Source organism: Pseudomonas sp. DY-1 (genome assembly GCF_003626975.1).
Lineage (GTDB): Bacteria > Pseudomonadota > Gammaproteobacteria > Pseudomonadales > Pseudomonadaceae > Metapseudomonas.
Genome location: NZ_CP032616.1, coordinates 373,248 through 387,267, shown reverse-complemented (window position 1 = coordinate 387,267; position 14,020 = coordinate 373,248). Strand labels below are relative to the sequence as shown.

The following is a 14,020-nucleotide window of genomic DNA, read 5'->3' as shown; positions in this document are numbered from 1 at the left end:
GCGGAGATACTTCCCTGCGTAAATACAGAACGCAGGAGACTGCCGCGAGCCGTCGTATTACCGCTATCAGGCCAGTTCAGAATGAACACTGGAAAAAGAGCTTCTTCGTGCAGGGAGAGAGGTAGACGCTGGAGAGGAGCTTCCGACAGACGTCTGAAGGCCGTGGGCAGGGATGTGCGCCAGCAAATAGAAAGCCTAACCCCCTCATCGGGACCCAGGCTTTCCACCCGGACAGGGCAGCAAGCAACCTAAAGGTGCATTCATTCGCGAATGAGCTCGCCACCCCAGAAAAACACCTACAACGCGCCTACCGCCTGCAACACACTGGCACCAGTGAAGAGGAACAGCACTTGTTCCACTGCCTCCTCACGAATCGCCTCGCGACGCTCCGGTTCACTGATGTAGTCCAGCGACATCTGGAACAGGTTGCGGCTGACCAGCCGCGACACTCGTCGCACCACCGGCTCGGCCACCATAGTCGGCAGCAGTTTGTACTCGCGGACGTCTTCGGCCATGTCGGCGGCGAAGTCTTCCATCACTTCGCGCAAAGCCTCCCGCAGAACCGGGGAAGCGCCATGCAGCTCGCGCACGCCGATGACGAACGCCTCGGCATTCTCGTCGACGAAATCGAAGAACAAGTGCACCGTCTCATGACAGACGCGCCGTCCGCGGCCCAGGTCGATACCCATCAATTTCGGCAGCAGTCCGCCATCACCCTTCACGGCGCGGGCCGCCGCCTCGCGTCGCAGATCACGCAGCGGCTGGCGCAGCTGGGTAGCGATGTTGCGGATGATGGCCAGCCCCAGGTCCTCCACATCCTTGAAGTGGCGGTAGAAGGTATTGGGGTTCAGCCCGGCCTCCCGCGCCAGCTCGCGAAGCCCCAGGTTGCCCAGGCTGCGACTCTGGGAACCCAGGCGCAACGCCGCTTCCATGAGCAGGCGCTTACCGGGGGCATCGGGCGTTCGTTCTGGCGACTGGGGCTCGTCACCGCTGGCGGAATTCATCTCGGGCCCTACCTAAGGTTGGTTGTGACGGCGTTGGATTGCCGGCGAGTATACAGATGTCTACCTTGGTATACAGCTGTATACGCCGCAATTAATAAGAACAGGAGCCCAGCCAATGACTGCGTCACCCCGACCCTCTGCCCGCCATTGCAAGATCGCCATCATAGGTTCCGGATTTTCCGGCCTGGGCATGGCGATCCGCCTGAAGCAGAAAGGCGAGAACGATTTCCTCGTATTCGAAAAAGAGCCCGGCATCGGCGGCACCTGGCGAGTGAACAACTACCCGGGCTGCGGCTGCGACGTGCAATCGCACCTGTACTCCTTCTCCTTCGAGCCGAACCCGGACTGGACGCGGATGTTCGCCAAGCAGGAAGAGATCAAGTCCTACCTGGAAGGCTGCTGGGAAAAGTACCGGCTGCAGGACAAGACCCTGCTCGGCACCGAGATCACCCGTCTGGCCTGGAACGACGTGGACGAGCTGTGGCAGATCGAGGACGCCGCCGGCAATCACTACAGCGCGCAGTTCGTGGTGTCCGGCATGGGCGCCCTGTCCACCCCAGCGATCCCGGCACTGAAAGGTCTGGAGAAGTTCAAGGGCACGAGCTTCCACTCCCAGCAGTGGAACCATGACTTCGATCTTGCCGGCAAGCGTGTGGCGGTAGTCGGCACCGGCGCCTCCAGCATCCAGTTCGTGCCGCAGATCCAGAAGCAGGTCGCCCAGCTCGACCTTTACCAACGCACCGCGCCCTGGATCATGCCCAAGCCCGATCGCGCCATCAGCGAAGGTGAGCGCTCCCGCTTCAAGCGCTTCCCCTTACTGCAGAAACTCTGGCGCGGCGGCATCTATGCCATCCTCGAAAGCCGCGTGGTGGGCTTCGCCCTGACGCCGAAGGTGATGAAGCTCGCCGAACTGGTCGCCAAGGGCCACATCAAGCGCAAGATCAAGAACCCGGTGCTGCGCGCCAAGGTCACTCCGGACTACACCATGGGTTGCAAGCGGGTGCTGATCTCCAACGACTACTACCCGGCCCTGACCCAGCCCAACGTCGACGTGATCACCGACGGCATCCGCGAAATCCGCGCGAACAGCATCGTCACCGCCGACGGCACGGAACGCGAGATCGACGCCATCATCTTCGGCACCGGCTTCACCCCCAGCGATCCCCTGCCCCGCGGCGTGGTCTTCGGCCGCAACGGTGTCGACCTGCTGGACACCTGGTCGCAGGGTCCCGAGGCCTACAAGGGCACTCTCACCGCCGGCTTCCCGAACTTGTTCTTCCTCATGGGACCGAACACGGGCCTGGGCCACAACTCGATGGTCTACATGATCGAATCGCAGATCCATTACGTGCTCGGCGCCCTCAAGCTGCTCGACGAACGCCGCCTGCGCAGCCTGGAAGTCAAACGCGACGTGCAGGACAGGTTCAACGGCAAGCTCCAGGGCAGCCTGGGCAACACCGTATGGAATGCCGGCGGCTGCAAGAGCTGGTACCTGCACCCGGTCACCGGTCGCAACTGCACCGTCTGGCCCGGCTTCACCTGGCGCTACCGCCTGCTGACCCGCAACTTCGACCCCGCGGCCTACCATTTCAGCCGCAGCGCGCCGGTGCATGCCGCCCAGGGCCCGCTGCTGATGGCTAATCAAGAGGTACCAGCATGAAATCCTTCGAGAACAAAGTCGCCGCTGTCACCGGTGCCGGTTCCGGCATCGGCCGCGCCCTCGCCTGCGCCCTCGCCCGTCAGGGCTGCCACCTGGCGCTCGCCGACGTGAACGCCGAAGGCCTGGCGGACACCGCCGCCATGGCGCGCAAGCTGGGCGTGCAGGTCACCGAGACACGCGTTGATGTCGCCAACCGCGATGCCGTGCACGCCTGGGCCGAACAGGTGGTGCTGGACCATGGTCGCGTCAACCTGATCTTCAACAACGCCGGTGTCGCCCACGCCGGCACCGTGGACGGCAGCGATTACTCGGAATACGAGTGGATCATGAACATCAACTTCTGGGGCGTGGTGTACGGCACCAAGGCCTTCCTGCCGCACATCAAGGCCGGTGGCGAAGGCCATGTGGTCAACGTTTCCAGCGTGTTCGGCCTGTTCGCCCAGCCGGGCATGAGCGCCTATAACGCCACCAAGTTCGCCGTGCGCGGCTTCACCGAATCGCTACGCCAGGAACTGGACATGGAAGGCTGCGGGGTATCGGCCAGCTGTGTGCACCCCGGCGGCATCCGCACCAACATTGCCAAGACCGCGCGCATGAATGACAGCCTGGCCAAGGTCACCGGCCAGGAATCCAGCCGCGCTCGCCAGCAGTTCAACGACCAGTTGCTACGCACCAGCCCGGACAAGGCAGCGGAAGTGATCCTGCGTGGCGTACTGCGCGACAGCCGACGCATCCTCATCGGTGCCGATGCCTGGGCCCTGGACGGTATGCAGCGATTGCTGCCGACCCTCTACCAACGCCTGGTCACCACCTCCATGCGCCTGGCCGCGAAGTTCGCGCCGAAGCCAAGGGCGAGTGAGGTATCCAAGGCAGTGGAGTGACCTGAGAGGCGGCTGCGCAGCCCTTGGCGATTTCAATCGCGATGCAAGCCGAAGGGCTGCCCTGGACCGCCCCTCACCCCATCCCCGTCCTGCCCTGCCCTGCCCTGCCCTGCCCCCCAGCCTGGGCGCTTCGCGCTCAGGCGTTGCTCGGTAACGGAGGCAGGGCTTCCGAAAGCATGCCGATTCCCCCTAGAGGCAGAGGGGGCTGCTTTGCCCCGGCACAGCCCCCTCCAGAGGTGACCGCAAAGTCACTCGTTCGGATATCCGAACGACATTCGGAGCGTATATTCGGAAGCCCGGACAAAGCGAAAATCCCGTTAGCCACCTATTAACTTAAAATCCTTTTATTTCAAATACTTAACTATAAATTCGAAGGACCATACAGCTGGCACGCATTCTGCCAATACAGATCCCCGACGGACGCGAATTCCTACCGCGCCGATAAGAACAAACTAAATCGAGGACTGTCGTTCATGCGTATGCTCCCAAAGGTTCTGGCCACCGCTATCGCAGCAACCCTGATCAGTGCTCCGGCCTTCGCCGCCGAGCTGACCGGTACCCTGAAGAAGATCAAGGAGACCGGCACCATCACCCTCGGTCACCGTGACGCTTCCATCCCCTTCTCCTACCTCGGCACCGAGCCGGGCAAGCCCATTGGCTACTCCCATGACCTCCAACTGAAAGTGGTCGAGGCCATCAAGCAGGAACTGGGCATGCCGGAGCTGAAGGTCCGCTACAACCTGGTGACCTCCCAGACCCGTATCCCGCTGGTGCAGAACGGCACCGTCGATATCGAGTGCGGCTCCACCACCAACAACCTGGAGCGCCAGAAGCAAGTCGGTTTCTCCGTGGGCATCTTCGAAGTGGGCACCCGCCTGCTGTCCAAGAAGAGCGCCAGCATCAACGAGTTCGAAGACCTTAAAGGCAAGAACGTCGTGACCACCGCCGGCACCACGTCCGAGCGTCTGCTCAAGTCCATGAACGCCGAAAAGCAGATGGGCATGAACATCATCTCTGCCAAGGACCACGGCGAGTCCTTCCTGATGCTCGAATCCGGCCGCGCAGTGGCCTTCATGATGGACGACGCCCTGCTCTACGGCGAAATGGCCAAGGCCAAGAAGCCCGATGACTGGGTCGTGACCGGCAAGCCGCAGTCCTTCGAAATCTACGGCTGCATGGTTCGCAAGGACGACGAAGCCTTCAAGAAAGTGGTCGACAAGGCCATCGCCGATACCTTCGCCTCCGGCGAGATCAACGGCATCTACGACAAGTGGTTCACCCAGCCCATCCCGCCGAAGGGCCTGAACCTGAACTTCCCCATGAGCGAAGAGCTGAAGAAGCTGGTCGCCAACCCCTCCGACAAGTCGGCTGAAGAAATCTGACGCCTTGCTCCCCTCTCCCTCCGGGAGAGGGGCCGGGGGTGAGGGATGGTGGGCTCCGTGCAATGTCATGCAGCCCTCACCCCAACCCTCTCCCCGGGGGAGAGGGGGCTGTCTGGAGTCGGCGGAAAACTCGCCGCGCGCCTGAACGCCATCCCCGCCTTCCACTGCCTTCAACCGCAGACAGATCGACCTGATAGGGGACAACCCTGATGAATTACAACTGGGACTGGGGCGTGTTCTTCAAGTCCACCGGGATCGGCAGCGAAATCTACCTGGACTGGTTCGTCACCGGCCTGGGCTGGACCATCGCCATCGCCCTGGCGGGCTGGATCATCGCCTTGCTGCTGGGCGCGTTGCTCGGCGTGATGCGCACCGTGCCGAGCCGCTGGGTTTCCGGCATCGCCACCGTCTACGTGGAAACCTTCCGCAACGTGCCGCTGCTGGTGCAGCTGTTCCTCTGGTACTTCCTGGTGCCGGACCTGCTGCCCGAGCCGCTGGAAATCTGGTTCAAGCAGGACCTAAACCCGGCCACCTCGGCCTACCTCAGCGTCGTGGTCTGCCTCGGCCTGTTCACTGCCGCCCGCGTCTGCGAGCAGGTGCGCACCGGTATCCAGGCACTGCCCAAAGGCCAGCTCGGCGCCGCCCGCGCCATGGGCTTCCGCCTGCCGCAGATCTACCGCTACGTGCTGCTGCCGCAGGCCTTCCGCATCATCATTCCGCCGCTCACCAGCGAGTTCCTCAACATCTTCAAGAACTCCTCGGTGGCGTCGCTGATCGGCCTGATGGAGCTGCTCGCGCAGACCAAACAGACCGCCGAGTTCTCCGCGAACCTGTTCGAAGCCTTCACCCTGGCCACCCTGATCTACTTCACCCTGAACATGAGCCTGATGCTGATCATGCGCACGGTGGAGCGAAAAGTGGCGGTGCCCGGCCTGATCTCCGTAGGGGGTAAATGATGGATTTCTCCGCGATCATCCCTGCGCTGCCGGGCCTCGCCGACGGCCTGCTGATGACCCTCAAGCTGATGGTGCTTGGCGTCGTCGGTGGCGTTGCGCTGGGTACCGTCCTGGCCCTCATGCGCCTGTCGCACAACCCGCTGCTGTCGAAGATTGCCGGGCTTTACGTCAACTACTTCCGCTCCATCCCACTGCTGCTGGTGATCACCTGGTTCTACTTCGCAGTGCCTTTCCTGCTGCGCGCGATCACCGGTGAAGACACGCCCATCGGTGCGTTCACCTCGTGCCTGGTGGCCTTCATGATGTTCGAGGCGGCGTATTTCTGCGAAATCGTCCGCGCCGGCATCCAGGCCATCCCGAAGGGCCAGATGGGTGCGGCCTCGGCGCTCGGCATGACCTATGGCCAGAGCATGCGACTGATCATCCTGCCCCAGGCCTTCCGCAAGATGACCCCGCTGCTCCTGCAGCAAAGCATCATCCTGTTCCAGGACACCTCGCTGGTTTACACCGTGGGCCTGATGGACTTCCTCAATGCCGCCCGTTCCCGTGGCGACATCATCGGCCAACCGCACGAGTTCCTCATCTTCGCCGGCCTGGTCTACTTCAGCGTCAGCTTCATCGCTTCCCAGTTGGTCAAACTCCTGCAGAAAAGGTTAGCCGTATGATTTCCATCAAGAACGTCAACAAGTGGTACGGGGACTTCCAGGTGCTGACCGACTGCAGCACCAACGTGAAGAAAGGTGAAGTGGTGGTGGTGTGCGGCCCCTCGGGCTCGGGCAAATCCACCCTGATCAAGTGTGTGAACGCGCTGGAGCCCTTCCAGAAAGGCGACATCGTGGTCGACGGAACCTCCATCGCCGACAAGGCCACCAACCTGCCCAAGCTGCGCTCCCGCGTCGGCATGGTGTTCCAGCACTTCGAGCTGTTCCCGCACCTGTCCATCACCGAGAACCTGACCATCGCCCAGACCAAGGTGCTCGGCCGCAACAAGGACGAGGCCCTGGAGAAAGGCCTCAAGCTGCTCGACCGCGTCGGCCTCAAGGCCCATGCCCACAAGCACCCTGGCCAACTCTCCGGCGGCCAGCAGCAACGCGTCGCCATCGCCCGCGCCCTGGCCATGGACCCGGTGGTGATGCTGTTCGACGAACCCACATCGGCGCTGGACCCGGAAATGGTCAACGAAGTGCTGGACGTGATGGTCGAGCTCGCCCAGGAAGGCATGACCATGATGTGCGTGACCCACGAGATGGGCTTCGCACGCAAGGTGGCCGACCGGGTGATCTTCATGGATCGCGGACAGATCGTCGAAGACTGTGCCAAGGACGAGTTCTTCGGTGACGTCAACGCCCGTTCCGATCGCGCCCAGCAGTTCCTCGCGAAGATCCTCCAGCACTGATGCACCTGTAGGAGCGAGCTTGCTCGCGAATGGCCCCGAGCACTTCGCCAGCGAGCTGGCTCCTACGGTCCCACTCCACCACTCGGCGCCCGTCCGTGGCGGCGACTGGAACGGCCCGGATGTCTATGATGCAATGCCCTACCGCCAGCCTCCGCGCCGTGCCGCCCGCATTGACCGTGAAACCGCGCCTGTTCCGCCATCTGCTGCTGTTCCTGCTATTGCTCCTGTGCATGCTGGGCTTCGGCTATATCGGCTATCACCTCAGCGAAGTGTCGGGCATCCGCCACCTGCGGGATAACGGCGAGCGCCAGCTGGAACTCCACGCCCGTGCCGTGGAAAGCGAAATCAACCGCTACACCTACCTGCCCAGCCTGCTGGAGCTGGAGTCCAGCGTCAGTCACCTGCTGCTGAACCCCACCCCGTACCGACGCAATCTGGTCAACGACTACCTCGAAGGCCTGAACCGCCGCAGCGGCGCCCGCGCCATCTACCTGCTGGACACCAACGGCCGCGTGCTGGCCACCAGCAACTGGCGCGACTCCGACAGCTACCTGGGAGAGGACCTCTCGTTCCGCGCCTACTTCCAGGTAGCGGTGCAAGGCCGACCCGGCCGTTTCTATGGCATCGGCAGCACCACGGGGGAGGCCGGTTACTACCTCGCCCACGGCTTGCGCTACCAGGGCCGGATCATCGGCGTGGCGGTGGTCAAGGTGAAGCTCGAAGCCCTGCAGGAACGCTGGGAAAAGGCCCGCCTGCAAGCCTTCGTCAGCGACGAGAACGGCATCATCATCCTGTCCAGCGATCCTGCCCTGCGCATGAAGGCCGTGCGTCCGCTCTCGGCCGAGGACAAGGAACGCCTGGCCCGTAGCCTGCAGTACTACTGGTGGGCGCTGAACGAATGGGAGCCGCGCTCTCGCGAGGTTTTGGGCGAAGGGCTGGAGGCCATCAGCTTTGCCGCCAGTGGCCCCCAGGGCGAACAGGAAGGCGAAGTCGCCTATCTGGCACAGACCCGCACCCTCAACGACACACCCTGGCATTTCACCCTGCTCTCCCCGCTAGCCGACCTGCGCCGCGAAGCGGTGATCCAGGGCATGCTCGCCGCCGTCGGCTTTGCTCTGCTGGCATTCCTGCTGATTGCCTGGAACGAACGACGCAAGGTCATCGCCACCCGCCTCGCGGCCCGCGAGGCGCTGCTGGCGGCCAACAACGAACTGGAACGCAAGATCGCCGAACGTACCCAGGACCTGCGTGCCAGCAACAGCCGCCTGCTGGCGGAAATCCGCGAACGCAAGCAGACCGAAGACAACCTGCGCAAGGCCCAGGATGGGCTGGTGCAGGCCGGCAAGCTGGCAGTGATCGGGCAGATGTCCACCAGCATCGCCCACGAACTCAACCAGCCCCTCGCTGCGCTGCGTACCCTCTCCGGCAATACCGTGCGCTTCCTGGCCCGAGGCGCCCTGGAAACCGCCAGCACCAATCTCGCGGCAATCAACGAACTGGTCGACCGCATGGGCCGCATCACCGCCAGCCTGCGCGCCTTCGCCCGGCGCTCCGACGACCACGGCGTGGCACACCTGGGCAAGGCGGTGGATGCCGCCCTCTTCCTCCTGCATACCCGCCTGGAGCGCACACCGCTCACACTGCACCGCGACTTCGCCGACGTGCTGCTGGCCATCGACCAGACCCGACTGGAGCAGATTCTGGTCAACCTCATCGCCAACGCGCTGGACGCCATGTCCGGCCAGACCGACTGCCAGCTGTGGCTAAGCGGCGTGTCCGATGGCAGTACCTATCGTCTGCAGGTGCGCGACAACGGTCCCGGCATCGACCCGGTCAACCGCGTGCACCTGTTCGAGCCCTTCTTCACCACCAAGCCCGGCGAACACGGCCTGGGCCTTGGCCTGACCCTCTCCGCCAGCCTGGCCACGGCCGCTGGCGGGAGTCTGGCGGCCCATCACCCGGAAAGCGGCGGCACCGCCTTCGAACTCTGCCTGCCGCTGCTGGAAAGCCCCGACGAATCCGTGAGCCCAGCCCCATGACAGAACCCCTCAGCGTCCTCATCGTCGAAGACGACCCCCACGTCCTGATGGGTTGCCAGCAGGCGCTGGCCCTGGAAGACATCCCCAGCATCGGGGTCGGCAGCGCCGAAGAAGCCCTGGCCCGGGTGGGCGAGGATTTCGCCGGCATCGTCATCAGCGATATCCGCCTGCCCGGCATGGATGGCCTGACGTTGCTGGAACGCCTGAAGTCCCGCGACCGCAGCCTGCCGGTGGTGCTGATCACCGGCCACGGCGACATCACCATGGCGGTGCAGGCCATGCGCGACGGCGCCTACGACTTCATGGAGAAACCCTTTTCCCCCGAGCGCCTGGTGGACGTCGCGCGCCGCGCCCTGGAGCAACGCGCGCTGGCCCGCGAAGTGTCGAGCCTGCGCCGGCAACTGGCCGGGCGGCAGTCTCTGGAGCAGCGCATCATCGGTCGCTCGCCGGCCATCCAGGCCCTGCGGGAACTGATCGCCAATGTCGCCGACACCTCAGCCAACGTGCTGATCGAAGGTGAGACCGGTACCGGCAAGGAACTGGTTGCCCGTTGCCTGCACGACTTCAGCCGGCGCCAGTCGAAGCAGTTCGTCGCGCTCAACTGCGGCGGCCTGCCAGAGAACCTGTTCGACAGCGAAATCTTCGGCCACGAGGCCCACGCATTCACCGGCGCCGGCAAGCGTCGTATCGGCAAGATCGAGCATGCCCACCAGGGCACCTTGTTCCTCGACGAAATCGAGAGCATGCCGCTCAACCTGCAGATCAAGTTCCTCCGTGTGCTGCAGGAGCAGACCCTGGAGCGTCTCGGTTCCAACCAATCGGTTCCAGTGGACTGCCGCGTGATCGCCGCCACCAAGTTCGATCTGGACGAGGAAGGCCGCGCCGGGCGTTTCCGCAGCGACCTCTACTATCGGCTCAACGTAGTGACCCTGGAGCTGCCGCCGCTACGCGATCGCCGCGAAGACATCCTGCTGCTGTTCGAGCACTTCCTGCAGCTCTCCACCTTGCGCTTCGACCGCGCAGCCCCAGAGCTGGACAACGCCACCGTCTCCGCGCTGATGGCCCACGACTGGCCCGGCAACGTGCGCGAACTGCGCAACGTCGCCGAACGCTTCGCCCTCGGATTGCCGGTGTTCAAGAAAAGTGGCCAGACACCGGACGGCAACGAACCGCGCTTCGCCGAAGCGGTGGAAGCCTTCGAGAAGTCCCTGCTCAGCGCCGCCCTGGAACGCCACGGCGGCAACCTCAGCCAGGCCTGCATCGCCCTCGGTATGGCCAAGACCACGCTGTTCGACAAGGTGAAGAAGTACGGGCTGTAGGACGGCGCGAACAACCCTGTAGGGGCGAATTCATTCGCCAAGCAGGCCGACGGTCTGCCTATCAAGCGCCCTGCCAGCCTGGGTCTTCCATCACCCCCGGCCCCTCTCCCAGAGGTAGAGGGGTGACGCACGCCGGCACCCCGCTCCAGCATGGTCTAAAACCACCAGACCACCCCACACGAACCAACGCCATGTCCCCGCTCCACCGCGCCATCCATGCCAGGGCCGGTGAACTGGCTCCGGCCCTGGCCGCCTTCGCCCTGCTGCTGTGTCTGTTTTGCGGCTACTTCATGCTGCGGCCGGTGCGCGAGACCATGGGAATCGCCGGCGGCGTGGAAAACCTGCAATGGCTGTTCAGCGCGACTTTCATTGCCATGCTGCTGGCGGTACCGGCCTATGGTTGGCTCAGTGCGCGAGTCCCGCGACGGATCTTCGTCGACTGTGTCTACCTGTTCTTCGCCAGCAACCTGCTGGGCTTCGCCTGGCTCCTGTGGCGCACGCCGGACCCGCTATGGGCGGCGCGAGCTTTCTACGTCTGGCTATCGGTCTACAACCTGTTCGTGGTGTCGCTGGCCTGGAGCCTGCTGGCTGACGTTTTCGACCGTCGGCAATCGAAACGACTGTTCCCCTCCATTGCCGCCGGCGCCAGCCTGGGCGGCCTGATAGGTCCGCTGCTGGGAGGGCTGCTGGTAAGTGACGCTGGTACTGCCGGATTGCTGGTACTGGCCGCGATCTTCCTGCTGCCCACATTGGCCCTGCGCCGCTATCTGATGACGTGGCGCGCCAGTGGCGGTGCCGGACGGCCAGGTGCGGAAAGCGAACCCCCGGAACGCCCGGTGCCCGGCAATCCCTTCGCCGGAATCAGCCTGGTGCTGGGTTCGCCCTATCTGCTTGGGATCTGCGCGTTCGTCCTGCTGCTCTCCTGCACCAGCACCTTCCTCTACTTCGAACAGGCCCGCCTGGTGGCCGCGCTGTTCCCCGACAGCCAGCAGCAGGTACGCGTCTTCGCCCTGATCGACTTCACCGTGCAAGCCCTATCCCTGGCCTGTCAGTTGTTCATCGCCGGGCGCGTTGCCCAGCGCTTCGGCGTCGGTGCGCTGCTGGCGGTGGTGCCGCTGCTGGTGGCCCTGGGTTTCCTCGCCCTCGCGCTGCTGCCGCAGTTCGCCGTACTGGCTGCGGTGATGGTGCTGCGCCGGGTGGGCGAATACGCCTTCGTGCGACCGGGACGGGAAATGCTCTTCGTGCCGCTAGGCGCCCAACAGAAGTACCGGGCGAAGAACTTCATCGACACCGTGGTCTATCGCGGAGGCGACGCCCTGAGCGCCTGGCTCGCCACGCTGCTCAATGGCATCGGCCTTACGGCGGCCATGGTGGCGCTGGTCGGCGCCGGTGTAGCCCTGGCATGGGCCGCGCTGGGCTGGCGTCTCGGCTTGCGACATGAGCACACTGAATCCCCGGCAACCTCACAGGAGGCCAAGCCATGAGAACCGGCATCACCCGCGCCGAATTCCTACGCCTCAGCGCCGGCACCGCGCTACTGGCCATGAGCCCATTCAGCCTGGGCGCGAACATGGGCCAGCAGCCCCTGCGCCGCCGTGCCATCCCCTCCAGCGGCGAGCAGTTGCCGGTGATCGGCATCGGCACCTACCGGGGATTCGACATCTCCCGAAATGCCAGCGAAGCCTGGGCCGACTGCCGCAAGGTACTGGAAGCGCTCTTCGCGGCCGGCGGCTCGGTGATCGACAGCTCGCCCATGTACGGCCAGGCGGAAGAAGTGATCGGCGGCTTGCTGAACGAGCTGAAGGCCCATGAGCATGCGTTCGTCGCCACCAAGGTCTGGACCCAGGGGCGCCAGGGCGGCGTGAAGCAGATGCAACACTCCGTGCGCCTGCTACAGCGCCAGCGCATCGACCTGATGCAGGTACACAACCTGGTGGACTGGGAGGAGCACCTGACAACGCTGCGTCAATGGACGGAGGAAGGCCGAATCCGCTACCTGGGCGTTACTCACTACACCTCCAGCGCGTACGGCGAACTGGAAAAGGTGCTGCGCGCCGAGAAGCTGGACTTCCTGCAGGTCAACTACGCCCTCAACGACCGCGACGCCGAAGCGCGCATCCTGCCGCTGGCGCAGGAGCGCGGCGTGGCGGTGCTGGTCAATCGCCCTTTCGGCGGCGGCAACCTGCTGCGCAACCTGTTGCAGCAACCACTACCGGAATGGGCCGCCGACTACGACTGCACGAGCTGGTCGCAACTCTTGCTGAAGTTCTGCCTCAGCCACCCGGCAGTGACCTGCGTAATCCCCGGAACGGGAAACCCCCGCCACATGCTGGACAACCTCCAGGCCGGACGGGGGAAGGAGCCGGACCAGGCGCTACGCAAGAAGCTGATCCAGCTCTTGTAGGGTACAAATCACTCCTCATTTCCATCATCGGTGCCAGGCCGGACTCCGCTGGTGGAGCGATGAAGCGTGATCCAGCATTTCGTAGGAGCGAGCTCTGCTCGCGAAACCTTGCACGGACCGTTCGCGAGCAGAGTTCGCTCCTACAACCTGGTCAGCCCGTCCTCAGGCCGAGAACCCACCATCGATCATCAGGTTCGCACCGGTGATATAGCCGGCTTCAGGGCCTGCGAGGTAAGCCACGAAGCTGGCGATTTCCTCAGCCTGACCGTAGCGCGGCAGGGCCATCAACTGCTTGAGGGACGTGGCGAACTCGCCGTTATCGGGGTTCATCTCGGTATCCACTGGCCCCGGCTGCACGTTGTTGACGGTGATGCCGCGCGGCCCCAGGTCACGGGCCAGGCCCTTGGTGAAACCGGCCACGGCCGCCTTGCTCAGTGCGTAGACCGAACCTCCGGCAAAGGGCATGCGCTCGGCGTTGGTGCTGCCAATGGTGATGATGCGGCCGCCGTCACCCATGACACGCGCTGCTTCCTGGCTGGCGATCACTACGCTGCGGACGTTGACGTCCAGGGTGCGATCGAGGTCGTCGATGCTGAATTCTTCGATGGGCGCCACGGCCAGCACGCCGGCATTGTTCACCAGGATGTCGAGTCGGCCGAAAGTCTCCACGGTGTGGCGGATGGCGGCGCGAATGGCCTTTTCGTCTCGGCTATCGGCCTTGATCGCGATAGCGCGGCCGCCGGCGGCTTCGATTGCCTGGACCACTTCAAGGGCGCTGCTGGCGGACGCGGCGTAGGTCAGCGCGACTGCGGCGCCATCATTGGCCAGGCGTCTGGCGATGGCGGCGCCGATACCGCGGGAACCGCCCTGGATGAATGCGACTTTGCCTTCGAGAGTTTTCAGAGTGCTCATTGGGTATCTCCTGATACTGGGGTTTTGTGTGGAAGACGGCCCCAGTATTCACCCCTTATTCGCAACC

Annotated in this window: 12 protein-coding genes; 10 read left to right on the top strand and 2 right to left on the bottom strand. The window is 64.0% G+C overall.

Going from position 1 to position 14,020, the window contains the following annotated elements:
- Positions 1–296: 296 nt before the first annotated feature.
- Complete coding sequence (locus D6Z43_RS02065; RefSeq protein ID WP_120650060.1) at positions 297–1,004, bottom strand: TetR family transcriptional regulator; 708 nt, start codon at positions 1,002–1,004, stop codon at positions 297–299.
- 115 nt (positions 1,005–1,119) lie between these two features.
- Here D6Z43_RS02065 and D6Z43_RS02060 point away from each other — a divergent pair, with 115 nt between their 5' ends.
- The 10 genes from D6Z43_RS02060 to D6Z43_RS02015 all read left to right on the top strand — a co-directional run bounded on the left by D6Z43_RS02060 (position 1,120) and on the right by D6Z43_RS02015 (position 13,041).
- Complete coding sequence (locus D6Z43_RS02060) at positions 1,120–2,664, top strand: NAD(P)/FAD-dependent oxidoreductase (RefSeq protein ID WP_120650059.1); 1,545 nt, start codon at positions 1,120–1,122, stop codon at positions 2,662–2,664.
- Complete coding sequence (locus tag D6Z43_RS02055; protein ID WP_120650058.1) at positions 2,661–3,545, top strand: SDR family oxidoreductase; 885 nt, start codon at positions 2,661–2,663, stop codon at positions 3,543–3,545. The genes D6Z43_RS02060 and D6Z43_RS02055 overlap by 4 nt, the downstream gene beginning before the upstream one ends.
- Before the next feature lie 473 nt (positions 3,546–4,018).
- Positions 4,019–4,927 carry a glutamate/aspartate ABC transporter substrate-binding protein gene (locus tag D6Z43_RS02050; RefSeq protein ID WP_120650057.1) on the top strand — a complete coding sequence of 303 codons (909 nt, stop codon included), beginning with the start codon at positions 4,019–4,021 and terminating at the stop codon, positions 4,925–4,927.
- Positions 4,928–5,136: 209 nt separating this feature from the next.
- The gene (locus D6Z43_RS02045; RefSeq protein ID WP_120650056.1) at positions 5,137–5,883 is read left to right on the top strand and encodes an amino acid ABC transporter permease; all 747 of its coding nucleotides are present in this window, start codon (positions 5,137–5,139) and stop codon (positions 5,881–5,883) included.
- The gene (locus D6Z43_RS02040) at positions 5,880–6,548 is read left to right on the top strand and encodes an amino acid ABC transporter permease (RefSeq protein WP_162945791.1); all 669 of its coding nucleotides are present in this window, start codon (positions 5,880–5,882) and stop codon (positions 6,546–6,548) included. Before D6Z43_RS02045 ends, D6Z43_RS02040 begins: the two co-directional genes overlap by 4 nt.
- Complete coding sequence (locus D6Z43_RS02035) at positions 6,545–7,279, top strand: amino acid ABC transporter ATP-binding protein (RefSeq protein ID WP_120650054.1); 735 nt, start codon at positions 6,545–6,547, stop codon at positions 7,277–7,279. Before D6Z43_RS02040 ends, D6Z43_RS02035 begins: the two co-directional genes overlap by 4 nt.
- 128 nt (positions 7,280–7,407) lie before the next feature.
- Positions 7,408–9,318 carry a sensor histidine kinase gene (locus tag D6Z43_RS02030; RefSeq protein WP_120655161.1) on the top strand — a complete coding sequence of 637 codons (1,911 nt, stop codon included), beginning with the start codon at positions 7,408–7,410 and terminating at the stop codon, positions 9,316–9,318.
- Positions 9,315–10,637, top strand: coding sequence for a sigma-54 dependent transcriptional regulator (locus D6Z43_RS02025; protein ID WP_120650053.1), 1,323 nt, complete (start codon positions 9,315–9,317; stop codon positions 10,635–10,637). Before D6Z43_RS02030 ends, D6Z43_RS02025 begins: the two co-directional genes overlap by 4 nt.
- Before the next feature lie 191 nt (positions 10,638–10,828).
- Positions 10,829–12,121 carry an NTP/NDP exchange transporter gene (locus D6Z43_RS02020; protein ID WP_120650052.1) on the top strand — a complete coding sequence of 431 codons (1,293 nt, stop codon included), beginning with the start codon at positions 10,829–10,831 and terminating at the stop codon, positions 12,119–12,121.
- Positions 12,118–13,041: an aldo/keto reductase gene (locus D6Z43_RS02015; protein ID WP_120650051.1), complete on the top strand. Its 924-nt coding sequence runs from the start codon at positions 12,118–12,120 to the stop codon at positions 13,039–13,041. The genes D6Z43_RS02020 and D6Z43_RS02015 overlap by 4 nt, the downstream gene beginning before the upstream one ends.
- A 162-nt stretch (positions 13,042–13,203) precedes the next feature.
- On the opposite strand, the gene D6Z43_RS02010 is transcribed toward D6Z43_RS02015, so the two are convergent.
- Entirely contained in the window at positions 13,204–13,953 is a 750-nt protein-coding gene (locus D6Z43_RS02010) for a 3-oxoacyl-ACP reductase family protein (RefSeq protein ID WP_120650050.1), read from the bottom strand.
- Positions 13,954–14,020 lie beyond the last annotated feature (67 nt).